The following is a 22,354-nucleotide window of genomic DNA, read 5'->3' on the forward strand; positions in this document are numbered from 1 at the left end:
ATGAGTATTCAAGTAAAAAATATTGAAAAACACTTTGGTGCATTCCATGCACTTAAAAATATCTCTTTAGATTTCCCTGATGGCCAGCTCGTTGCGCTGCTTGGCCCATCAGGCTGTGGCAAAACCACCCTGCTCCGTATCATTGCAGGACTTGAATCTGCCGATGGCGGTCAAGTCATTCTAGAAGGTGAAGATGCCACCAAAGTTCATGTCCGTGAACGTGAAGTTGGTTTTGTATTCCAACATTATGCACTGTTCCGTCATATGACCGTATTTGACAACATTGCTTTTGGTTTACGTGTACGCCCACGTGCAACACGCCCATCTGAAGCTGAAATCAAAAAACGGGTTACTCGTTTGCTTGATCTTGTTCAGCTTGGTTTCTTGGCTGACCGTTACCCAGCTCAGCTTTCAGGTGGTCAACGTCAACGTATTGCCTTAGCGCGTGCTTTAGCGGTTGAACCGCGTGTGTTATTACTGGATGAACCTTTTGGTGCATTGGATGCCAAAGTTCGTAAAGAATTACGCCGCTGGTTACGTACCTTGCATGACGAACTCCACATCACCTCTATTTTCGTGACCCATGACCAAGAAGAAGCGCTTGAAGTGGCTGATCAAATCATTGTGATGAACAAAGGCAACGTAGAACAGATTGGCTCGCCACGTGAAGTTTATGAAAAACCTGCAACACCGTTTGTATTTGACTTTTTAGGTCAAGCCAACCGTTTTGAAGGTCAAAATAGCAATGGCCTCATTCAAATTGGTGAAGACCGAATTTTGTTGCCACAAAACTCCAATGCGCCGCAAGGAAATGTCATTGCCTTCGCTCGTCCGGATGAACTGCGTATTCATACACAGCCGCAAGAAAATGCCATCCAAGCGACTTTTGTACGTGAGCTTTGGATTGCAGGTAAAGTCATTGCTGAACTGCATGACCGTCAAGGCAATCTGATTGAAATTTCATTAACGGCAGATGAAGCGAAAGCGCATCAATTCCGCCCAAATCAAACGGTATGGTTAAGTGCAACGAACTTGCATTTATTTGAAAACCAAGTTGCATAAAACAAAAAGTTGGGGCCTTCACAAGCCCCACTTGCTTTTAAGGTAAAATAAAATTATGAATTTCCAACAATTAAGAATTATTCGAGAAACAGTACGTCAGAATTTTAATTTAACAGAAGCGTCTGCTGCACTTTACACCTCGCAGTCTGGCGTAAGTAAACACATCAAAGATCTAGAAGATGAACTTGGTGTACAGCTATTTATTCGTAAAGGTAAACGTCTACTCGGTTTAACCGAACCAGGCCAGTCATTATTGGGTATCGTTGAACGCATGCTCGTAGATGCAGATAATATTAAACGTCTGGCAGATGACTTTAACAAAGTAGATGAAGGGACATTGACGATTGCGACCACACATACGCAAGCACGTTATGTCTTGCCGCCGATTGTGAACCAATTTAAAAAAGAATTTCCAAAAGTTCATCTAATTTTGCAACAAGCAAGCCCTATTGAAATTACAGAAATGCTCCTTCAAGGTGAAGCGGATATCGGGATCGCAACCGAATCATTAACCAATGAAGATAACCTGGCAAGCGTGCCTTACTACAACTGGCAACACAGCATCATTACGCCTAAAGAGCACCCACTGACCCAAAAATCAAATATCTCCATTGAAGATTTATCGAACTATCCAATTATTACCTATCACGGTGGTTTTACAGGTCGTTCAAAAATTGATAAAGCCTTTGAAGATTCAGGCTTTGATGTTGATATCGTGATGTCCGCACTTGATGCAGACGTTATTAAAACCTATGTTGAACTTAATATGGGAGTGGGTATTGTCAACGATGTGGCATATGACCCAGAACGTGATTACCGTTTAAAACAAATTCCTACCGATATTTTTGGTGTTAATACCACTTGGATTGCTGTTCGCAAAGGACATTTACTACGCGGTTATGGCTATGAGTTTATTTCTTTATGTTCACCAGATGCTGACATCAAAGCGTTGAAAAAAGTCGCTTACCCAGAAGACTGATAGACCAATTGACGAATTAAAGAGGACACCTGCTGTCCTCTTTTTTTGGTAAACACATATTTTATCTAGGTTTTCTTGGCTTTATTTTTAATTGTGATTAAAATACGTTCAACACAATAAAAATTAAAACTTCATTACTTCCGACCCATAAGCCAGGACTTTATGAAAAATCAATTCGTCGCAGTGGCAGTCGGTATCGTCTGCCCCATACAAATCATGTATGCAGCAGGGATAGAAAACTCAGATCAATCGATCTCGGCCTTTCTTGAACCCGGAAATTATACTGAAGCCAGTTTCGCTTATGTTGATGCTCAAATTAACGGGAAAGTACAGAACCAAGCTTCAATTAGTGAACTAGGTGTAACTGATTTTTCTACAGGGAATCTCGCCCATCAACAATTTTCTGGGAAATTGGCACTCAAAATTCAACCACATGAAAATATTTCTGCGGGAGTAATTTATGAGCAACCTTTTCATACTGATATCAGTTACCAATATAGTCCTCGCTTACCAGATAGCTCAAATATCGATATTGAAAGCGCCGATATTAACTTTAGAACGCATAACCTAACTGGACTGGTAGGCTATCAACCCAATAATAATTGGAATATTTATAGCGGTTTAAGCCTACAAACATTTAAAGGTGATTTAAAAATTTCTGGACAACAATATGCTGCTCTCAATGGCTACCATGCCGATTTTAAACAAGATGAAGCGCTTGGTTGGCTGCTCGGATTCAGTTATCAAATCCCTGAATATGCTATTAAAACTAGCCTAACCTTTCGTTCAAAAATCAAACATGAAAATAAGACCTCTGAATCAACTTTATATTCAAATGGTCCTTTTCAATTAGTACTTGACACCCATACCTCAATTCAAACGCCACAAAGCGTCAATTTTGATTTTCAAACAGCCATTAGCCCACACAATGTTGTATATGGCACAGTTCGGTGGATTAATTGGAAAGATTTCAACATTCAGCCACCGCAGTTTAATGCCGTGCTTCAATACGCAGCACTCGATCCACAATACCGTGATTTAACTGATATCCAATTGGTGGAATATCAGAAAGATCAATGGTCAGGAAAGTTAGGGATTGCACATCAATTGAATCCGAGTTGGCTCGCTGCTGCAGAGTTTATTTGGGACAACGGGACAGGAAATCCGGCGTCGACCTTAAACCCAAGTGATGGCTATCGAGGTTTAGGTTTAGGTATGATGCATAAATTTAACCCGAACAATTTTCTAGCGACTGGCCTGTATTATATGAAACTCTCAAAACCATCTAATACTGAAACATCGCATATTTCAGGTCTTGCAAGTGTCTCAGACAATGATGCCATGATCTATGGTCTGAAATTTGGTCACAGATTTTAAACGCTTTCTAAAAACAAAAAAAACGAGCCGAAGCTCGTTTTTTTTGTTTCAGTAAGAACTTACCAATGGTAGCTCACACCTACTTTACCTACTGGAAGCCATTCATATTTGTCATCTTGTTCGATGCTACGTTCATGGTCAGCAAGTAATTCGCGGTCAGCAGCAGTACCACCAACAGCCGTTAATTTTGCAGTTGGGTTACCAGTGTAATAAGCACCTACTTCACCGAATACGCCCCAGTTTTTATTTAATTTTGGTGCAAAACCAAAACCTAGGTATGGTGCGATATCGTTATCGTAAGACACTTTACCGTTTAGGCGTTCGAAAGAAGTTTCTTTACCATCAATTTCGATTTCACCGCTTTTCGCTGTAGATTTCAAACCATATTCAGTGTCGATATAACCTACACCCGCAGCAACATAAAGACCTTGAGCCCATGGATTAGCACTTGCACCCCAAGGACGAACTTCTGCATTTAAGTAACCAACTTTGTTATCCATATCCATGTCGTATTTTACGCCATCGACAGATAAATCATCAGACCATGAAATATCACCACCGTTATAACCTAATGCAAGGCCGACGTATGGGTTCGCAGTCCAAAGTAACGCACCACCATAACCAGTCGTACCCACTTCTAGACGACCGCCAGTTGGGATAAGTTGGTTTTGATCAAATGCATAGCCATCATGAACTACAGAGGTATCTGCCATTGCAGTACCTGCAGCAGTAAGTAGAGCAGCTACTGTTAATAAACGTAATGATTTCATGTGTTTCTCCTCAAAATAAACTGTTATTCAGATTTTACAGACTTGTTATATGGCACATGTTAAAAGGAAACACAGCTCAACATTTATGCAAATTTACTGATTTTTTGTTAACTTTTGATACATTTAGATTTTAATATTGATTAATAAAGAGTTTTTGTTTCATTTTTTTAAATATAATAATGATGTTAAGGAACAATTCTGTATATTTTGCGTATTTTTTATACAAACCTTATGAAAATGCTAAATTCATCACTCTTAATTTCTTGGTTTTAGTGCTTGCTTAATAATTAATTCCGATCCTAGGCCGATTTACCATCTATTTTTAACTCGATTTAGTGTAAAATCTTGGAAAATTTTTTTCTGGATGGAAGAACATGTCTCAGCTTTCAACAATCATTGAACAAGCGTTTGAAGACCGTGCTAATTTCACTGCAGCTGACTGTCCTGCTGAAGTACGTGCAGCAGTAGAAGAAGTGATCGCTGGCCTAGATAACGGTACATTACGTGTTGCTGAAAAAATTGATGGTGAATGGATTGTTCATCAATGGGTGAAAAAAGCCGTTTTGCTTTCATTCAAATTGAACGACAACAAACCAATGGAAGCTTGTGACTTACGCTTCTATGACAAAGTTGATACTAAGTTCTCTGACTGGACTGAAGAACAATTTAAAGCTGCAGGTGTACGTGTAGTACCACCTGCTGTAGCACGTAAAGGTTCTTTCCAAGCAAAAAATGTTGTATTGATGCCTTCATATGTCAATATTGGTGCATATGTTGATGAAGGTACAATGGTTGATACATGGGCAACTGTTGGTTCATGTGCTCAAATTGGTAAAAATGTTCACTTATCTGGTGGCGTTGGTATTGGTGGCGTTCTTGAGCCACTTCAAGCGAATCCAACAATCATTGAAGACAACTGCTTTATCGGCGCGCGTTCTGAAATCGTTGAAGGTGTGATCGTAGAAGAAGGTTCTGTGATTTCAATGGGTGTATTCATTGGTCAATCGACTAAAATTTATGACCGTGAAACTGGCGAAATCCATTACGGCCGTGTTCCTGCTGGCTCTGTTGTGGTTTCTGGTAGCCTGCCTTCAAAATGCGGCAAATACAGCCTATATGCTGCAGTAATCGTGAAAAAAGTTGACGCGAAAACTCGTGCGAAAACAAGCTTGAACGAATTATTACGCGAAGACTAAGTTTTATTTCAGCGGAGCATTCTTGTTCCGTGGAGCTTCTATCGCTCCTCGTCTCTACGGTTAGCAATAATCGTAGAGATTTTTTGTTTTTTTATATCTGGTTAATTTTGTTATGAGTACCCTTCGATCTTCCGCTATTCCTGTTTCTGATCCGTCTGCGGGTTTACGTATTACGGAGATTTTTTATTCATTGCAAGGTGAAGCCAATACCGCAGGTTTGCCTACGGTCTTTATCCGCTTAACGGGCTGTCCGTTACGTTGCACTTATTGTGATACAACCTATTCGTTTGAAGGCGGTGAACGCCAATCATTAGAAGAAATTATTCAAACTACTTTAGATTTTAAAACCCCTTATATTTGCGTGACGGGTGGTGAGCCGCTTGCTCAACCGAACGCCCTTCCCCTTATGACTCGTCTGGCCGATTTAGGCTGCGAAGTATCTGTAGAAACCAGTGGTGCTTTAGATGTGTCTAAAGTTGACCCACGTGTTTCAAAGGTTATGGATTTAAAAACCCCGACATCGGGTGAAGTTGCACGAAACTTGCTTAGCAACTTCGACCATTTAACAGCGCATGATCAGATCAAATTTGTGATTTGTAATCGTGAAGACTATGAATGGTCAAAACAGCAAGTTGAGCGCTATAAGCTAAACGAAAAAGTTAGCACCATTTGGTTCTCTCCGGCCTTTGCCGTTGAAAAAGGTGCTGTTCGTTTGCCTCAGCTTGCACGTGATTTAGCACAATGGATTTTAGAAGACCATCTCCCTGTTCGCTTCCAATTGCAATTACATAAGTTGCTTTGGAACGATGAAACTGGTCGTTAAGTTTTAAAGAATTATTTGGAGTAATGCATATGCGCCCTCGTGCCATAGTTTTATTGTCTGGCGGCTTAGACTCAACCACTTGTTTAGCTTGGGCTCAAGCGCGTTATGAATGTATCGCCTTGAGTTTTATGTATGGTCAACGTTCTACGACAGAACTAGATGCTGCTCGTGAGTTAACTAAGCAGGCTGGTGTAGAACATCGTGTTATTAATATCGATTTAGGTAACTTAGGTGGCTCTGCGTTAACTGACCATAGCATTGAAGTTCCTGATCATGAACAAGCCGGTATTCCTGTAACTTATGTACCAGCGCGTAACACGATTTTCTTGTCATATGCTTTAGCTGTGGCGGAAGTTTTTGGTGCAGAAGCGATTGTCATTGGTATCAATGCAGTTGATTACTCAGGCTATCCAGACTGCCGTCCAGAGTTTATCGAAGCATTTGCCAACATGGCTCGCCTTGCAACGAAGGTTGGCGTTGAAGGAAAACCACTTAAATTTGAAACACCTCTGTTACATTTATCCAAAGCAAATATCATTCGCTTAGGTATAGAACATGGCGTAGACTACAGTCAAACGGTGTCTTGCTATCAAGCAGATGACCAAGGTCGTGCTTGCGGTAAATGCGATAGCTGCCGTCTTCGTAAACAAGGTTTCGTTGACGCAGGTGTTGAAGATCCGACACGTTACATACCGAAATAACAAGGTAGGGTTTATGAAAAATTTAAAATCAAACATTATTCTTTCTGCTGCGTTCTCTGCAGCTGCATTGTTTGCTTCAGTTGCACACGCTGACAACGACAAGCTTCAACAAGCATATAAGAGCACTAACGTAAAATCTTCGTTAATTAATGTTTGTAAAGAAGAAACTGGCAAAGGTAAAAAACTAACTGCCGCTGAAGTTAGCAAATACTGTACTTGTGCTGTTGAAGCAGATGGTCGTTTAACCAATGCTCAAAAATGGGAAATCCAAAGCACAATCAACCAGAAGAAAAGCCCTGCAACACTCGCTTTTGTTCAAAAACAAAATAAAGATTTACAAGCATGCTTCGGTCCTCAGTTAACAGGTAAATTAAAAACTTTAACTGAAGAAGCAATGAAATCTGCTCAAGCGAAAAAATAATTTTTCGTCTTAAAAAAGCCTGCAATTGCAGGCTTTTTTATTGCTTTAAGTTCAAAGTAAATTCTGTATGATGGTCATATTTCACATACTTTGTTTAAGCCCGTTTAGGGATAAGACATGAAAAAGGAAATCTTCATGACTGAAATTAGCTTACCAAATCAAACCTTTCCAACAACGACTGGTGAAGTCAACCTTGCAGAAGTCAACAATGACTGGCTGATCGTCTACTTCTATCCTAAAGATTCAACACCGGGTTGTACGACGCAAGCCATTGGGTTTTCATGCTTAAAAGATCAGTTTGATGCGCTTAATACCCCAATCTACGGCATTTCTCGTGACTCGGTTAAAGCCCATCAAAACTTCACTGAAAAGCAAAATCTAAGCATTGATTTAATCAGTGATAAAGAAGAAGTGCTATGTCAGCATTTTGACGTGATTAAAGAAAAAAATATGTATGGCAAAAAGGTTATGGGCATCGAACGTTCAACCTTTATTTTCCATCATGGCAAGCTGGTAAAAGAATATCGCAAAGTCAAAGCTGCAGGCCATGCAGAACAAGTCTTAGAAGATTTAAAAGCACTACAAGCAGCATAAATGTAATGATTTGAGCCTGCTCCTATAGGAATGGGCTCAAACTTAATAAGAGCTTCAAACTAGAGCAATAATGAAATTGCAATTCCCCACATCACAACGCCAATAATAAAGTCTAAAATTTTCCATGCCTTTGCACTTTGGAAGAGCGGTAATAAATAGCGCGCACCAAATCCGAGGACAAAGAAAAATACCCATGAAGCTGTAATTGCCCCAACCGCAAAATATACAGCAGTCGACTCAAACTTCGTTGAAATAGACCCAATCAGCACAACCGTATCGAGATATACATGTGGATTTAACCACGTTAAAGCCAAGCAAATCAGCACCAACTTCAATAGTTTGGTTTCATTCTTCTCACTTGGCGCTAAGCTGCTCGAAGTTTTAAAGGCTTGCAGAAAATGCTGTGCACCATAAACTGCTAAAAACGTTGCGCCCAAATATTTCGCCCCACTCACAATTTCAGGGTGACTTTCAACCAATTGGGAGAATCCGAGCACTCCCAGTAAGATGAGTATCGAATCAGAAGTAGCACAAATAGCGCAAAGCCAAAAGACATACTGCTTTTTTAACCCTTGCTTGAGAATAAACGCATTTTGCGCACCAATCGCGATAATTAAGCTGAATCCAATTGCTAGCCCTTGCATATAACTGTGCAACATTTTTAACTACACTTTCAAAGCTTTAAATGAATGTAGCTATTATCCAAGCTTATTGTTTAAAATAAGTATTTATAAATAAATATCACTATAACTAAGTTTTTCTTAGTTTATAAAATTTCTAATGCTCATAGGTGACTCATGTTACAAAGCAAACATAGTGAAGCTTTTCTTGCAGTTGCTGAAACAGGAAGCTTTGAACAAGCGGCACTGCGTTTAAACATTACGGCATCTGCGGTCACGCTCAGGCTGCAAACCTTAGAAAAGAAATTAGGTCATGTACTCATTGTACGTGAACGACCCTGCCGCCCAACACTCGCGGGCCAATCATTATTACATTATTTACAACACAGCAAATTACTAGAACATAATTTTCTGCAAAATCTAACAGGACAAACGGCGAATGCTTTCTATCAAGTCAATATTGCGACCAATGCTGACTCACTTGCGACATGGTTGCTTCCGCTACTCAAAGATCTCTTAATTGAAGAAAAAATCGTGATTCATTTTCAGGTCGATGATCAGTCACAAACACATCATTTATTAGAAGCCGGTTTGGTCAATGCCTGTGTCACAACAGAATCAGAAGCCATGAAGGGCTGCGTCGCAGAATATCTGGGAGAAATGCATTATCGCTTTGTAGCAACCCCTGATTTTATCCAAAGATGGTTCGGTCAAGGTGTGACGCGAAATGCGTTAAGGGCTGCGCCTGCACTGATTTTTAATGAGAAAGATGACTTACATACACAATCGATTCAGAAGAATTTCGGACTCAACCCTTCACAATATCCACATCATTTCATTCCCTCTTCAACGGCATTTTTTGATGCCATTACGATGGGCTTGGGCTATGGATGGTTACCCGACTATCAAAGTAAAGACTTATTAGCAGCGGGAAAATTGATAGAGCTTTCAACAGAACTCAGTATTGATCTAGCTTTGTATTGGCATCATTGGAACCAACAATCTGTTCAATTACAAAAATTGACTGCTGTTGTGCTGCAACATGCCAAAGATCATATGTGTTAAACCCTGTAAGACTGCGGTTATTCAAGCCGCCATTGGCCTTTGAGCTGAATCAGTACTTGCTCACCAACTCCACCGAGTGCTTTACGCATACCAAAATCACTACGCTTAATGGTTGCTAAAGATTGAACATCCAACACTTTTGGATTTTGCGGACTTGGGGTAAGTGTAGTATCGAAGATCACAGGTTTAGTGATACCACGAATGGTCAGATCCCCTCGAATCATATATTTCGCATAAGCCACGGGTTCGATTTGTTTACTGACAAACTTCACTTGCTTAAATTCAGCGGCATCAAAATATTCACTTCCCAAGATTAATCCCTTTAAGCTTGGGTTACTAAAACTGATGCTATCTACATCTAACACCAAATGAGCTGAACCTTTATGTGGAATTTCAGGATCAAACTTAAGGTTCGACTGAACCTTATTAAAGCGCCCTTCAACAATCGACAGCCCCACAGATTTAATACCAAAAGTGACCTGACTATTAGGCGTTAGCGTCCATTCAGCAGCATGTAGGGGCAATACGCAGCATAAAGCGAAGGCTCCCATATATTTTGCTAACGTTCCGTGACGCAAATTCATGTTTTTCTCCTGAATAAAACACAGCCTAAAATCACTACAACGTTTATTTTTTTGCTCCATTGTAGTGCTAGAAATTTTAGCGTTTTTTTATAGCAGATTTGTTTTATCCTGAGTCATAAATTTGTGTTGAAGTTGTTTATAAATGTCTGTCTGTTGAAATTTTTGCAAAAATTCGACGGTACCTTGAGGAAAAGCATCATGCTGAATTTCACCACGATAATACGCCTCGCGTACCGGTGTCGCAGAGATCGCCCCTTCTAGACTATCCAGCTCAACCATTTCCCATTCGGGGAAGAATTTTAAATAATAAGAAGAATCATCTTTAAAATGTCCAATCAAACCGACTTTTGCATTCGTTTCAACTAAATCATTCACCAAAGATTTGACTAACTTTTGCCATTTTTCATCGTTATATACATCTATCACATGCACAAACTTGATTCGCTTCTGATCTTGCTCTGAAAAATTTGACAGGATCATCTGCTCACGTTCTGACGCTAAAAATGGATTTTTGATATTACGTTCATTTTGCGCTGAACCCAGTGCTAAAAGCACATACTGACTTTGTTGTAAGGCAATTTTAATGGTTTGCAGATGTGCTAAATGGAACGGCTGAAAACGCCCAATGAAAACCAAATAATCAAATGTATATTTCATATCAAATCAAACTTTTTATGAACTGAGCAGTTGTGCCACAGGCTGAAATATGCGACATAATGTCGAGCATAAAATCAAAACGAAACTTTTACGCAAGGATAGTACGATGACACTGAGCTGTATTCAACAACCCCATGAACATTTGAATGCGAATTTGGACAATGGCGTACTGACCTTAGCCATTAACCGACCTCAGGCGAAGAACGCGCTGTATACAGAATTATATCTGTGGATTGCAAAAGCATTAGATGAAGCTGATCAGGATACTTCAGTGCGTGTAATTGTACTCCGTGGTCAAGATGCGGACTTCAGTGCGGGCAATGACATGCAAGATTTTATGAAATCTGCTGCTCAAAAAGGACAAGCTCCAGCTTCAGAAGGCGCACCGTTCATTTTATTAAAATCTGCTGCTCAATTTTCTAAGCCGCTGATTGCTGCGGTTCGCGGTGTTGCCATTGGGATTGGTGTTACGATTCTGCTTCATTGCGATCTAGTCTACAGCGACAATACCGCCCTATTCCAAATTCCGTTTGTGAGCCTTGGTTTATCACCTGAAGGTGCATCGAGCAAGCTATTGGTTCAACAAGCCGGCTACCATAAAGCTGCTGAATTACTGTTAACTGCTCAAAAGTTTGATAGTGCGACAGCGCTTTCAGCAAATTTGGTCAATAGTATTGAAGAAGATGCTTATGCGACAGCTGCGAAAAAAGCAGCACAGTTATCTGCACTTCCACTAGCGTCTTTGGTTCAATCAAAAGCATTAATGAAACATAATGTAGATGAAATCGTGGCATGGATTGACCATGAAGCTGAGATTTTCATGGATCGAGTAGGTTCTCCAGAAATGATGGAAGCTGTTGCAGCCTTTATGCAAAAACGCAAACCTGACTTCTCTCAGTTCAATTAATGTTTTAATGGAACGTAAAAAACCACTCATATTTGGGTGGTTTTTTTCATCTTAGCCCCAATCTATTTTCTAAATTTAAAAACTGGATGTTTCCACATGACTGCAGCATCACAAACTGAAACTAAACCTGAAAAGAAACGCTACTACGAGCCTGCGCCTGAAGGCATCGATATCGAGAATTTTAAAAAAATTGTACAAAGCCGTCGTTCTGTACGTAAGTTTACCGACAAGGCCATTCCAAACGATGTTTTAGATGAATGCTTAGACCTCGCCTTACTTGCACCCAATTCATCGAATTTACAACCGTGGACATTCTACGTCGTTCAAAACCCTACAAAGAAAAAACAATTAGTGAAAGCTTGCCTAGGGCAACTAGCTGCAAAAACTGCTGCTGAATTGATTGTCTGTGTCGCGCGTACCGACCGTGTAGATGAAATGGCAAAGCGTAATATTTCGGAATTCCCATTTCCTGAAGCACCTGCAGCTGTGCAAAAGTATTACAAGTTTATTCCTTATAACTATAAAACAGGTTACTTAAACGCACTAGGTAACTTTAAGAAAGTAGCTTTCAAAGTTGCACGGACATTGGATAAACAATTGCCTGTAACAGCATTTAATGAAGCCGATGCTAAACTTTGGGCGAGCAAAACTACAGCCTTGGCTTGTGAAAACTTAGTTTTGGCTTTACGTGCCTATGGTTTTGACAGTTGTATGATGGAAGGTTTTGATGAACCTTTGGTGAAGAAAATTTTAGGATTAAATGCTCAGCAATACCCAGTGATGGTGATTGGTGCAGGTGAACGTGCTAAAGATGGTGTGTTCTTCCCGCAGTATCGTTTTGACCGTGAGCTGTTTATTCAGAAGATATAATTTGCTTTCAAAAGAATAGTCACAACCGCAATTGACTGCATAACTTTAAATATTAGGTAAGTCCCGTCTCCCTTCGGGAAGAGGAGCATTCTTCGTAAGAGGATGAGGGGCATAATCTGATAAATCCTCTCCCTAACCCTCTCCTTTAAAAGGAGAGGGAACTTTCATTATGAATTAAAAACTTACATCCACCATTTGAATAAACTCAAATGCCGGCTCTTCATAAGGATGACTTGCTTTTAAAGCCCTTGCGACCTCACTCGCCTTCTCTTCAGGCACGATGGTTTCCACACGCCATTCAGGGATAGACTCTAGCTGATCCAACTCACCAATAAAAGAATTTGCACCTTTTACAGGTTTAAACTGCCCTGTTCCAAGTACTTGCCAAGCGCAGTGTTCATAGTTGCCTATACCACCTGCTCCAGCTTCAAATACGGCCAGTTTAGTCGACTCTAAGTGAGACTCAGGTACATAATAAATTAGTTTTAACATTGACTATTCCAGACGCTATTGTGTAGTCACATCATTTAAAGCACTGCAAATCATGTTCAATGCCACATTATTCGATGCATGCGGATAGGTAGCATATAAACCTAGTTTCGGTAAATCCACATCTGTTTGAATGACTTTGACCGAATCATTTAAAAATTTGAGTAAATATTCGGGCACAAAACTCAGGCCCATGCCCATATTAATCAAATTTAAATGCTGCATGACATTTGTTACCCACAGCATATGATCATGTTGATGCTGATCAAAAGGAATCAAGGCATTTAAGGTATCGTAAAACACAGGAGAAGCATTTTGCTCACACATAATAATGGTGTGATTTTTTAATTCTTGAAGTTTTAAGATTCGATCTGATGGATGCAGATGCGCTGCACCGACTAGATAGATCTGCTCACTTAAAACCTGAATATTCGTAAAGTCATCATGACTTAAGTGATAACGAGTAAAGCTAATATCCAATTCAGTATTTTTTAGTTTTTGAATCTGCTCTGTACACGTCAAGCTATGTAAATGAATTTTCAAATCAGGGATATGTTGTTTTAATTGCGCCAAAATACTCGGCATAATTTTCAATTCTGCGACATTTAAAAAGCCAATATGTATTTGATTATTTTTGGCTTGCGCCACGTGACGAGCTGCTGCTATAGCTTGTTTGGCATTTTCTAGTGCTTGCTCTGCATATTTCAGAAAAGCCTGCCCCTCATCGGTCAGTAAGACTTTTCGGGCAGAACGTTCAAATAATTGCACCCCAACCTCCTGCTCTAAGTCTTTAATTTGCTGACTGAGCGATGGTTGTGCTGTAAATAGTTTTTCCGCTGCCTTAGTGAAACTCTGTTCTTTCGCCACCGTCACAAAATAACGTAAATGTCGTAATTCCATTCGCTTCACTCCACACACTCACTACATCACCCGTGTCATGCAGTCAAAATACCAATAGATCTATAGTTTATATGAATATCCATTCTACTCGGAAAATCATTTGCCTAGACTGCGGACTATTCCAAGTTTGCGCTTCACATACACATGGAGTTTTGTATGACACAGCAATACGATACCGATGTTCTGATTATTGGCACAGGGCCTGCAGGTTCTACTTTAGGTTTAGCCTTGGCAAATTACGGTATTCAGGTTCAGCTTTTTACCCAATTTAATTGGTTAGCCAATAGTCCTCGTGCCCATATTACCAACCAACGTGCGATGGAAGTGTTACGTGACTTAGGTATCGAAGAACAAGTTCTCGACATTGCCACACCTTGGGAACAAATGGGTGAAAGCCTCATTACCACGAGCCTTGTCGGTGAAGAAATTGCCCGTATGAGTGCTTGGGGAACCGGTGATGAACGTCATGGCGATTATATTAAAGGCAGTCCTTGTCCATTGGTCGATCTCATTCAGCCGAAAATGGAAGCTTTGTTGGTAAAAAATGCGGCTGAACGTGGTGCAATTTATAATTTTAATACTGAATATTTGTCCCATGTGCAAGATGAGCATGGTGTAACAGCAACCTTTTTAAATCGTATTACAAATACTGAATTCAGCTTACGTGCCAAATATTTGGTCGGTATGGATGGGGCAAAATCCAGAGTCCTTGAACAGCTTGATTTACCCCTTGAAGGGGTGATGTCTCGTGCAGGTACAGTCTATGTAACCTTTAAAGCTGATCTTTCCAAATACGTGAAACACCGCCCTGCTATTTTGCAATGGATTGTTAACCCTGAAGCCAGCTTTGGTGATCTGGGTATGGGCTTACTCCGTGCCATTACACCTTGGAATGAATGGATCATGGGTTGGGGCTTTGATATTTCCAAAGGCGAACCACAAGTCACCGAAGAACAAGTTCGTGCTCGACTTAATACCTTTGTCGGTGCTGAAATTGAAAATGTCGAGATTCAAAAATTGTCTTATTGGTATGTGAACCAAACATGGGCAACCGAATATTCAAAAGGTCGTGTATTCTGCGGCGGTGATGCGGTACATCGTCATCCACCATCAAGTGGCTTAGGTTCAAATACCTGTATGCAAGATGCTTTTAACCTCGGTTGGAAATTGGCATATGCCATTAAAGGTTGGGCTGCTCCTACTCTACTTGATTCTTATACATTAGAGCGTGCGCCTGTGGGCAAGCAAATCGTGGCGCGTGCCAATCAATCTCGCTTTGACTATAAGCATCTCAAAGAGGTATTTGGTTTTGACCAAGGCATCACAACTCAAGCTCAAATGATGCAACGTATTTTTGCAGAAGATGAACAAGCTGCAGAAATACGTCAAAAGCTTTATCAAGCCTTAGAAATTAAAAACTTTGAGTTTAATGCCCAAGGTGTAGAGCTGAATCAGCGTTATACATCCAATGCCATGATTGCTGAATCTGAAGCGGAAGTCTTTGAGAAAGATCAACAGCTTTACTTGCAAGCGACCACACGTCCGGGGGCAAAAGTTCCGCATACATGGTTGATTAATACCAAAGGCCAAAAAATTTCAACCTTAGACATCACAGGCAAAGGGCGTTTCACCCTACTGACAGGTCTTTCAGGCAAAGGTTGGAAATCTGCTGCTGAATCGTTGAATCTACCTTATTTAGATGTGATTCAAATTGGTTACCGTGAATACCGTGATGTGTACGGTACGTGGAATGCTAAATCTGAAATTCATGAATCAGGCGCTGTCTTAGTTCGTCCAGATGGTTATGTGGCTTGGCGATACCAAGACAGTACCAATGCTGCTTTTGATTTTGAAAATACGTTGAAGGCGGTGTTAAAGCAGATCCAATTGGCTATTTAATCAAAAACCACCTTCGAGTGGTTTTATTAATTCAATATTTTAGGATTTTTCTTTCCAACAATGTTGTTTTTTTTCTACACCTATTTCAGCTTTATCTAACAACAATACTAAATTTTGTGTTCGATTATTTGAACTTTTTGGCACAAAACTATTTTGACTATATCCATTTTTATAAACGCAAATCGACCAACTATATTTTGCTGGAAATATATGAATAAATTGTAAACTTTTCTCTGCAGAAAATGTAGCAATTCCGTCCTGTGTTTTTTTATATGTAAATTCAGTAAAAGACTTGCCTTGCCATGTTGTAAGATTTAAAAATACTTCTGCATCGTCCAACTTTTCATTTTGATCATTGATAACAGTTATATTAATTTTCGGATGCTTCGTTTTTAAAATAGGAAAGCACCCACTTAACAATGTTGACGGAAACATAAAGCCTAAAAGTAAAAATATTTTTATATCTTTTAATAATACAAATTGTTTAAAGCTCATTATTAATTTTTGCAGTTTTTTAATTATGCATTAGTTTACATAAAAAACCGCCTCACGGCGGTTTCAATTGTTCAAATATTACATCTGCAAAGCATAACCCAAAACTAAAAACACCAACTGCAAACACACCACTGCACCAAAAAGCTTCCAGCCCTTTTTACGCAGCGCAGACTTATCAACTGCCGAATATTCCGCTGTTTTAATCATGTCATCACCTCATCATGAGTGTTGATACTGAACTCGTTTAGTTATCCATCTTTCTTTTATCTTGCTGTCTTTAATCTTGCATAGTTATTGCGCATAAATCACACACTAGCATGTTTCCACAAATATAAAAGCAAAATCTAAACCAAGTTCAGCGGGAGAAATAAAAATTTAAAACCAACAAAAAACCACCCGCAGGTGGTTAAAAATCGAGAGCGATTATATGTGTAAAAATAAACATTCACAATAATTAATATATCTTTTGGTAAATTTTAACCATAAAAAAAGCCACCCGAAGGCGGCTCTTTTCTATAATTCATCTATCTAAGATTAACCAATAAATTTACGTGCATTACGGAACATACGTAACCATGCACCATCTTGATCCCAATCTTCAGGTTTCCAAGAATGCTGAATCGCACGGAAGTTACGTTCAGGGTGCGGCATCATAATCGTTGCACGACCGTCTTTAGACGTTACACCAGAAATTGCTTCTGGCGAACCATTCGGGTTCATTGGGTAATGCTGCGTTGGGTTGCCGTGACTATCTACATAACGCAAGATCACTTGATCGCCAGCATTCAATGCTGCAATGTTTTCTGCGCTTGTAACCACACGACCTTCACCATGTGCTACAGCGATAGGAAGAATCGAACCTTCCATACCTTCTAACAGTACAGAATTTGATTTCTCAACGCGTACGTTTACAGCACGAGCTTCAAACATCTCTGAAGTATTGCGGTGGAAACGAGGCCAAGCTTCTGCACCTGGAATTAATGGTGCAAGCTGAGACAGCATTTGACAGCCATTACAGATACCTAGGGAGAATGTTTCGTCACGGTTAAAGAATTTCTCAAATTGGTCACGAAGTTTAGGATTGAACAATACAGATTTAGCCCAACCGCCGCCTGCACCCAATACGTCACCGTAAGAGAAACCGCCACATGCCACTAAGCCTTCAAAGTCATCAAGACTGATACGGCCAGCAAGCAAGTCGCTCATGTGTACGTCTACAGTGTTGAAGCCGACTTTATCGAATGCAGCAGCCATTTCTACATGACCGTTTACACCTTGTTCACGCAGAATCACCATGTTTGGACGGCGTTCATTGATGTACGGTGCTTCGATTGGCTCGTTCAAATCAAATGTTGGTTTTGCAATTAAACCCGCATGAGATTTGTCAGCAATTAGCGCATATTCTTGATCCGCAGTTTCTACGTTGTCACGTAAACGCTGGATTTGATGTGACACTTCGGTCCATGCTTGCTGTAATTCAGCACGGTCTAAGCTCAAACCATTTACAGTTAAAGTATCTGTATCGTTTACAGTACCTACAACCGCAATTGCATCTTTAAGGCTAGACGCTGCAACTTCAGCTTCTAAGACAGCCCAATCCGCTTTGCTGATTTGAAGCACTGCACCAATTTCTTCTGCAAACAAGCTTGCAGTAGATTGATCTTCAAGTGCTACACCTAGGCGTGAAGCAAACATCATTTCTGCAACAGTTGCCAGCAGACCGCCATCACCGATGTCATGGTAAGCCTTGATTAGACCACGGTTGTTCCAGTCTTGAACCAAGGCAAAGAATGCTTTGAAGTCATCGAAGCTGTCTACATCAGGAGTTACAGAACCGATTGCTTTATAAACCTGAGCAAGGATCGAACCGCCTAGACGAAATTGACCTTTAGACAAATCAATACGTACCAGTACAGACTCGATATTTTTAAGTTCAGGTGTCAATGTTTTGCGAACATCCGTCACAGGTGCAAATGCTGTGATCACGCCTGACATTGGTGAAGTGACAGATTTGTCTTCGCCTTCGTCATTCCAAGTGGTACGCATAGACAATGAGTCTTTACCTACTGGAATTGCGATACCTAGTGCAGGACACATTTCCATACCGATGGCTTTAACGCCTTCGAATAGCGCTTGATCTTCACCTTGTTGACCTGCAGCAGCCATCCAGTTTGCAGACAATTTAATGTCACTGATCTGGTCGATTTTTGCAGACATGATGTTTGAAATTGATTCTGCTACAGATAAACGTGCAGAAGCAGCAGGATTCAACAACGCAACTGGCGGGCGTTCACCCATTGCCATTGCTTCACCTGTATAACCAACAAGGCTCGTCGTTGTTACTGCAGCATCAGCTACAGGCACTTGCCACTTACCTACAAACTGATCACGTGCAACCATACCTGTAATCGAACGGTCACCAATCGTGATCAAGAACGATTTAGATGCAACCGTTGGGTTCTTAAGAACGCGGTAAATCGCATCTTTCAAATCTGTTACTGTTTCGGCAGTGAAGTCATCGCCTTTTCGTTCAATCGTTTCATATGAACGGCTCATACGCGGTGTACCGCCAAGCATGACTTGCATTGGCATATCCACAGCTTTGTTTTCAAACAATGGATCGTTCACTGTCAATTGACGCGCTTCAGTTGCTTCACCAAGTACGGCGAATGGGCAGCGTTCACGTGCACATAGTGATTCAAATAATTCTAATGAACTTGGACGAATCGCCAATACATAACGCTCTTGCGCTTCGTTCGACCAGATCTCCATTGGAGACATGCCTTTTTCCAATGATGGAATTTTACGAAGATCAAGAATTGCACCTAACTCGTGATCGTTCACAAGTTCAGGCATTGCATTTGAGATACCGCCCGCACCCACGTCATGTACAGATACGATTGGGTTATGGTCTTCCATGCGCCAGCATGCATCAATCACTTCTTGGCAACGGCGTTCCATTTCTGGGTTTTCACGCTGTACAGAAGCGAAGTCTAGATTTTCACCTAACTTACCGCTGTCTACAGAAGATGCTGCACCGCCGCCAAGACCGATTAGCATTGCAGGACCGCCAAGTACGATTAAAAGATCGCCTGGCTGAATTGCATCTTTTTCAACGTGGTCAGGACGGATGTTACCGTAACCGCCGGCAATCATAATTGGCTTATGGAAGCCTTTTACGTCGCCATTTACATTTTGTTCAAAGGTACGGAAGTAACCATTTAATGCAGGACGACCGAATTCGTTGTTAAACGCTGCACCGCCCAATGGGCCTTCAATCATGATTTGAAGCGGAGATGCCATACGAGATGGCTTACCGTAGTTTTCTTCCCAAGGCTGTTCAAAGCCCGGAATGTTCAAGTTAGAAACAGTGAAACCTGTTAAACCTGCTTTTGGCTTACCGCCACGGCCAGTTGCGCCTTCATCACGGATTTCACCGCCTGAACCTGTCGCAGCACCCGCAAATGGTGCAATTGCTGTCGGATGGTTATGCGTTTCCACCTTCATTAAGATGTGAGCAGCTTGGCTCTTATATTTGTAAACGTGCTGACCTGTTTCTTCGTCTTTTTTCGGATAGAAACGTTGAGTGTCAAAGCCAACTATTACAGAAGCGTTGTCTTTATATGCCGACAATACATCTGTAGGTGATTCTTTATAGGTGTTTTTAATCATTTGGAACAATGACAATGGTTGAACTTCACCATCAATTGTCCATTCAGAACCGAAAATTTTGTGACGGCAATGCTCTGAGTTCGCTTGGGCAAACATCATCAATTCGATGTCATGCGGGTTACGACCCATTTTTGTGAAAGCATCGGTTAAATAATCGATTTCTTCATCAGAAAGCGCAAAACCAAATTCAGAGTTAGCTTTCACCAACGCTTCTTTACCTTGACCCAAAATATCAATTGAGTTTAAAGGCTTTGGTTCAGTTTCAGAGAAAAGTGCCGCAGCATCTTCAATAGCATTGAAAACGCTTTCTGTCATGCGATCATGTAATGCTAGTTTTACTTCATCAGAAACAGCATTTACACCCTTCAAAGTAAACAAAACACCGCGTTCAAGGCGATGAACCGGTGTATTACAGTTGGCAAAAATGTCTGTTGCCTTAGACGACCACGGAGAGATGGTTCCAACACGTGGCGTCACTAAAATTTGGACTTCGTCACTTGCTGCTTGGTGCAATTCAAAAGATTGACCATCGTTGAGAAGCTGTAAAGCGGATTGCTGTTGTTGCTCGTTGAGCGCTTGGTCAAAAAGGTAAACCCATTGACTTTCAATTGATTGAACAGAACTAATTGACGTTAAACGTGATAATAGTTGAGTTTTCTTAAATGAAGAATGTGCAGGTGCACCGGCAACGATAAACATGCTGATTTTGGCTCCACGGGATGATCGAAAAGACCATGCCACAATGTGACTTGAGAGAGCGCATATTCTACTGTGTATTAGTTAAATCAGCTAGATGTGAAAGTGAAATTGTAGTGCTTATATCGGGAAGTTTAGGCAATAATGCTTTTATTTTTAAATAATAAAATTGAATTTAGTCGCACAGATTAACACAAAATTATCTGATTTTTTCATTTCATCCTAAGAATAATATTCAAACTAGAAAAATGTTTTATTTTTCAACAACAACTCACTTTTTAATCAAGCGTTCAAACCATATTTGAAAATTAATTTCAGGTCTAAATGTGTGAGATTTAAACCTGAAATTCATAAAGACTAAAATCAATTCACATTTGAAATTGAAACATTTTATTTATTCAAATCTGACAATAGATGTTGAATAACATTAAGGGCTAAGTTCAGTGAGTTTACATCTACACCATCAATCGTATCGCAAGCCTTGTGGTAGCACGGTGCAAATTCGAGTTCATCACCTTTCATTTGCTCATTAAATAAAATTAGTGAAGTAACGGGAACTTTCCCTAAAAATGGCAAAGTATCGCTTGCTGTTAAAGTCGTTACATCATCTTTAATCTGCATATTATTGGTTTTAAAATATTGACGCATACTTTGTTCTAATGCAGCATCCTGCGGGTGCTTAGGTAATTGACTCATGCTGTCTAAGATTGGCTGATAATCACTTTGTGCAAGTCCATTGGCTTTAAACTGTGCCGCCATTTCTGCAATTGATGAATGGTCACCATCGGCAATCATGATATTCGGATTCTTTGTTCCCACCATATCAACATTGATATAGGCTTGAATGCCTTGAAGCTGTTTCTCACTGAGTGATTTCACAAAAGCTTGTGAACCTGCAATACCAACCTCTTCCGAATCCCAAAAGGCAAGATATAGTGTGTGTTTAGGTTTTACCTTTTGCTTCGCATAGTCTTGTAATAATGCTAACAATACTGCAACGCCTGAAGCATTATCATTAATCCCAGGCCCCATTTTCACCGAATCATAGTGTGCGCCGACAATCACAGCGGTATCTTTGGATTGCCCTTCAATCTCAATCACAATATTTTGCCCAACGGTCTTTTCTCGATTTTCAAATGGCAACATTTGCGCGTGCAAGCCTGCTTTCTTGGCTTGTTCAAGAATATATTGTGCAGAAGCCAATCCACCTGCTGTACCTACTGCACGATTGCCACCATTTTGTTCCGCAATTTCTTCAAATGTTTGTAAATGATGCATCATGCTATTTTCTGATGCAGCAACATTTTGGTTTGGCTGCACTTTCGTTATATTTTTTTCTGTATTGAAACTTCTACAACCTGACAAAAAAAATGTCACGCCCAAACTTAGTGCAGTCAAAGTAGGAAGAAATTGTTTTCTATACATTTAAATTATTCTCATTGAAAATTAAAAAATGGGATAAAAGGTAAAATTTGCCCATCTATACTAACAGCCCATTTTTAAATTTCTGTTTTGTTTTGCATTTCATTAAGGCAAATCACTCATACATCTTTTAAGACAAGTTGTGTCGCCCCAGA

22 protein-coding genes are annotated in these 22,354 nt (G+C 40.3%); 12 read left to right on the plus strand and 10 right to left on the minus strand.

All coding sequences use genetic code 11. The features are described 5' to 3' along the window. The 3 genes from FTT99_RS01650 to FTT99_RS01660 all read left to right on the plus strand — a co-directional run bounded on the left by FTT99_RS01650 (position 1) and on the right by FTT99_RS01660 (position 3,418). Positions 1-1,062, plus strand: a complete 1,062-nt coding sequence (locus tag FTT99_RS01650; protein WP_180129326.1) for a sulfate/molybdate ABC transporter ATP-binding protein — start codon at positions 1-3, stop codon at positions 1,060-1,062. 55 nt (positions 1,063-1,117) lie between these two features. Further along, on the plus strand, positions 1,118-2,041 hold the full coding sequence (locus FTT99_RS01655; RefSeq protein ID WP_180129325.1) for a CysB family HTH-type transcriptional regulator: 924 nt from the start codon (positions 1,118-1,120) through the stop codon (positions 2,039-2,041). A 162-nt stretch (positions 2,042-2,203) separates the two neighbouring features. Then, on the plus strand, positions 2,204-3,418 hold the full coding sequence (locus tag FTT99_RS01660) for an OmpP1/FadL family transporter (RefSeq protein ID WP_180129324.1): 1,215 nt from the start codon (positions 2,204-2,206) through the stop codon (positions 3,416-3,418). Positions 3,419-3,477: 59 nt separating this feature from the next. Here FTT99_RS01660 and carO read toward each other — a convergent pair whose 3' ends face one another. Beyond that, the gene (gene carO / locus FTT99_RS01665; protein ID WP_180129323.1) at positions 3,478-4,188 is read right to left on the minus strand and encodes an ornithine uptake porin CarO; all 711 of its coding nucleotides are present in this window, start codon (positions 4,186-4,188) and stop codon (positions 3,478-3,480) included. A gap of 374 nt (positions 4,189-4,562) precedes the next feature. Here carO and dapD point away from each other — a divergent pair, with 374 nt between their 5' ends. From dapD to FTT99_RS01690, 5 genes are all read left to right on the plus strand, one after another. Next, the gene (gene dapD, locus FTT99_RS01670) at positions 4,563-5,384 is read left to right on the plus strand and encodes a 2,3,4,5-tetrahydropyridine-2,6-dicarboxylate N-succinyltransferase (protein WP_078190347.1); all 822 of its coding nucleotides are present in this window, start codon (positions 4,563-4,565) and stop codon (positions 5,382-5,384) included. A gap of 112 nt (positions 5,385-5,496) precedes the next feature. Next, positions 5,497-6,207, plus strand: a complete 711-nt coding sequence (gene queE, locus FTT99_RS01675) for a 7-carboxy-7-deazaguanine synthase QueE (protein ID WP_180129322.1) — start codon at positions 5,497-5,499, stop codon at positions 6,205-6,207. A 29-nt stretch (positions 6,208-6,236) separates the two neighbouring features. Further along, positions 6,237-6,908, plus strand: a complete 672-nt coding sequence (gene queC, locus FTT99_RS01680) for a 7-cyano-7-deazaguanine synthase QueC (RefSeq protein WP_180129321.1) — start codon at positions 6,237-6,239, stop codon at positions 6,906-6,908. A 13-nt stretch (positions 6,909-6,921) separates the two neighbouring features. Continuing rightward, a complete protein-coding gene (locus tag FTT99_RS01685; RefSeq protein WP_078190350.1) occupies positions 6,922-7,329 on the plus strand; it encodes a hypothetical protein in 408 nt (135 codons plus the stop codon). A gap of 135 nt (positions 7,330-7,464) precedes the next feature. Beyond that, complete coding sequence (locus tag FTT99_RS01690; protein ID WP_180129419.1) at positions 7,465-7,923, plus strand: peroxiredoxin; 459 nt, start codon at positions 7,465-7,467, stop codon at positions 7,921-7,923. Between the two features lie 59 nt (positions 7,924-7,982). Here FTT99_RS01690 and FTT99_RS01695 read toward each other — a convergent pair whose 3' ends face one another. Continuing rightward, positions 7,983-8,582, minus strand: coding sequence for a LysE/ArgO family amino acid transporter (locus tag FTT99_RS01695; RefSeq protein WP_180129320.1), 600 nt, complete (start codon positions 8,580-8,582; stop codon positions 7,983-7,985). Positions 8,583-8,720: 138 nt separating this feature from the next. Here FTT99_RS01695 and FTT99_RS01700 point away from each other — a divergent pair, with 138 nt between their 5' ends. After that, positions 8,721-9,608 (plus strand): LysR family transcriptional regulator ArgP, encoded by an 888-nt coding sequence (locus tag FTT99_RS01700; protein ID WP_180009956.1) that lies wholly within the window; start codon positions 8,721-8,723, stop codon positions 9,606-9,608. A gap of 17 nt (positions 9,609-9,625) precedes the next feature. Here FTT99_RS01700 and FTT99_RS01705 read toward each other — a convergent pair whose 3' ends face one another. Together FTT99_RS01705 and FTT99_RS01710 are read right to left on the minus strand one after the other, a co-directional pair. Then, positions 9,626-10,192 carry a YceI family protein gene (locus FTT99_RS01705; RefSeq protein ID WP_180007620.1) on the minus strand — a complete coding sequence of 189 codons (567 nt, stop codon included), beginning with the start codon at positions 10,190-10,192 and terminating at the stop codon, positions 9,626-9,628. Between the two features lie 87 nt (positions 10,193-10,279). Further along, positions 10,280-10,849, minus strand: coding sequence for a nicotinate-nicotinamide nucleotide adenylyltransferase (locus tag FTT99_RS01710; protein WP_180129319.1), 570 nt, complete (start codon positions 10,847-10,849; stop codon positions 10,280-10,282). A 106-nt stretch (positions 10,850-10,955) separates the two neighbouring features. Between FTT99_RS01710 and FTT99_RS01715 the strand changes: the two genes are divergently transcribed. Next, complete coding sequence (locus tag FTT99_RS01715; protein WP_078190356.1) at positions 10,956-11,756, plus strand: enoyl-CoA hydratase-related protein; 801 nt, start codon at positions 10,956-10,958, stop codon at positions 11,754-11,756. Between the two features lie 96 nt (positions 11,757-11,852). Further along, positions 11,853-12,626, plus strand: coding sequence for a nitroreductase family protein (locus FTT99_RS01720; RefSeq protein WP_180063428.1), 774 nt, complete (start codon positions 11,853-11,855; stop codon positions 12,624-12,626). Between the two features lie 174 nt (positions 12,627-12,800). Here the strand turns inward: FTT99_RS01720 and FTT99_RS01725 are convergent, their stop codons facing one another. Next, positions 12,801-13,118, minus strand: a complete 318-nt coding sequence (locus tag FTT99_RS01725) for a YqfO family protein (RefSeq protein ID WP_180161179.1) — start codon at positions 13,116-13,118, stop codon at positions 12,801-12,803. Between the two features lie 15 nt (positions 13,119-13,133). Further along, the gene (locus tag FTT99_RS01730) at positions 13,134-14,015 is read right to left on the minus strand and encodes a LysR family transcriptional regulator (protein WP_180129317.1); all 882 of its coding nucleotides are present in this window, start codon (positions 14,013-14,015) and stop codon (positions 13,134-13,136) included. Between the two features lie 156 nt (positions 14,016-14,171). Between FTT99_RS01730 and FTT99_RS01735 the strand changes: the two genes are divergently transcribed. Further along, positions 14,172-15,914 (plus strand): FAD-dependent monooxygenase, encoded by a 1,743-nt coding sequence (locus tag FTT99_RS01735; protein ID WP_180129316.1) that lies wholly within the window; start codon positions 14,172-14,174, stop codon positions 15,912-15,914. A 39-nt stretch (positions 15,915-15,953) separates the two neighbouring features. Here FTT99_RS01735 and FTT99_RS01740 read toward each other — a convergent pair whose 3' ends face one another. The 4 genes from FTT99_RS01740 to FTT99_RS01750 all read right to left on the minus strand — a co-directional run bounded on the left by FTT99_RS01740 (position 15,954) and on the right by FTT99_RS01750 (position 22,202). Then, positions 15,954-16,409: a hypothetical protein gene (locus FTT99_RS01740; RefSeq protein WP_180129314.1), complete on the minus strand. Its 456-nt coding sequence runs from the start codon at positions 16,407-16,409 to the stop codon at positions 15,954-15,956. Between the two features lie 78 nt (positions 16,410-16,487). Beyond that, complete coding sequence (locus FTT99_RS16420) at positions 16,488-16,616, minus strand: KGW motif small protein (protein WP_257223017.1); 129 nt, start codon at positions 16,614-16,616, stop codon at positions 16,488-16,490. A gap of 327 nt (positions 16,617-16,943) precedes the next feature. Continuing rightward, positions 16,944-20,780 (minus strand): phosphoribosylformylglycinamidine synthase, encoded by a 3,837-nt coding sequence (purL, locus tag FTT99_RS01745; RefSeq protein WP_180129312.1) that lies wholly within the window; start codon positions 20,778-20,780, stop codon positions 16,944-16,946. Between the two features lie 387 nt (positions 20,781-21,167). Then, positions 21,168-22,202 (minus strand): M20/M25/M40 family metallo-hydrolase, encoded by a 1,035-nt coding sequence (locus FTT99_RS01750; RefSeq protein WP_373684538.1) that lies wholly within the window; start codon positions 22,200-22,202, stop codon positions 21,168-21,170. Positions 22,203-22,354: the final 152 nt, after the last annotated feature.

This window comes from Acinetobacter sp. YH12040, assembly GCF_013420005.1.
In the GTDB taxonomy this organism is placed as follows: Bacteria; Pseudomonadota; Gammaproteobacteria; order Pseudomonadales; family Moraxellaceae; genus Acinetobacter; species Acinetobacter amyesii.

Coding starts and splice junctions, on each gene's coding strand:
- FTT99_RS01650 (WP_180129326.1), top strand. CDS start 1: ATGAGTATTCAAGTAAAAAATATTGAAAAACACTTTGGTGCATTCCAT.
- FTT99_RS01655 (WP_180129325.1), top strand. CDS start 1,118: ATGAATTTCCAACAATTAAGAATTATTCGAGAAACAGTACGTCAGAAT.
- FTT99_RS01660 (WP_180129324.1), top strand. CDS start 2,204: ATGAAAAATCAATTCGTCGCAGTGGCAGTCGGTATCGTCTGCCCCATA.
- carO (WP_180129323.1), bottom strand. CDS start 4,188: ATGAAATCATTACGTTTATTAACAGTAGCTGCTCTACTTACTGCTGCA.
- dapD (WP_078190347.1), top strand. CDS start 4,563: ATGTCTCAGCTTTCAACAATCATTGAACAAGCGTTTGAAGACCGTGCT.
- queE (WP_180129322.1), top strand. CDS start 5,497: ATGAGTACCCTTCGATCTTCCGCTATTCCTGTTTCTGATCCGTCTGCG.
- queC (WP_180129321.1), top strand. CDS start 6,237: ATGCGCCCTCGTGCCATAGTTTTATTGTCTGGCGGCTTAGACTCAACC.
- FTT99_RS01685 (WP_078190350.1), top strand. CDS start 6,922: ATGAAAAATTTAAAATCAAACATTATTCTTTCTGCTGCGTTCTCTGCA.
- FTT99_RS01690 (WP_180129419.1), top strand. CDS start 7,465: ATGACTGAAATTAGCTTACCAAATCAAACCTTTCCAACAACGACTGGT.
- FTT99_RS01695 (WP_180129320.1), bottom strand. CDS start 8,582: ATGTTGCACAGTTATATGCAAGGGCTAGCAATTGGATTCAGCTTAATT.
- FTT99_RS01700 (WP_180009956.1), top strand. CDS start 8,721: ATGTTACAAAGCAAACATAGTGAAGCTTTTCTTGCAGTTGCTGAAACA.
- FTT99_RS01705 (WP_180007620.1), bottom strand. CDS start 10,192: ATGAATTTGCGTCACGGAACGTTAGCAAAATATATGGGAGCCTTCGCT.
- FTT99_RS01710 (WP_180129319.1), bottom strand. CDS start 10,849: ATGAAATATACATTTGATTATTTGGTTTTCATTGGGCGTTTTCAGCCG.
- FTT99_RS01715 (WP_078190356.1), top strand. CDS start 10,956: ATGACACTGAGCTGTATTCAACAACCCCATGAACATTTGAATGCGAAT.
- FTT99_RS01720 (WP_180063428.1), top strand. CDS start 11,853: ATGACTGCAGCATCACAAACTGAAACTAAACCTGAAAAGAAACGCTAC.
- FTT99_RS01725 (WP_180161179.1), bottom strand. CDS start 13,118: ATGTTAAAACTAATTTATTATGTACCTGAGTCTCACTTAGAGTCGACT.
- FTT99_RS01730 (WP_180129317.1), bottom strand. CDS start 14,015: ATGGAATTACGACATTTACGTTATTTTGTGACGGTGGCGAAAGAACAG.
- FTT99_RS01735 (WP_180129316.1), top strand. CDS start 14,172: ATGACACAGCAATACGATACCGATGTTCTGATTATTGGCACAGGGCCT.
- FTT99_RS01740 (WP_180129314.1), bottom strand. CDS start 16,409: ATGAGCTTTAAACAATTTGTATTATTAAAAGATATAAAAATATTTTTA.
- FTT99_RS16420 (WP_257223017.1), bottom strand. CDS start 16,616: ATGATTAAAACAGCGGAATATTCGGCAGTTGATAAGTCTGCGCTGCGT.
- purL (WP_180129312.1), bottom strand. CDS start 20,780: ATGTTTATCGTTGCCGGTGCACCTGCACATTCTTCATTTAAGAAAACT.
- FTT99_RS01750 (WP_373684538.1), bottom strand. CDS start 22,202: ATGTATAGAAAACAATTTCTTCCTACTTTGACTGCACTAAGTTTGGGC.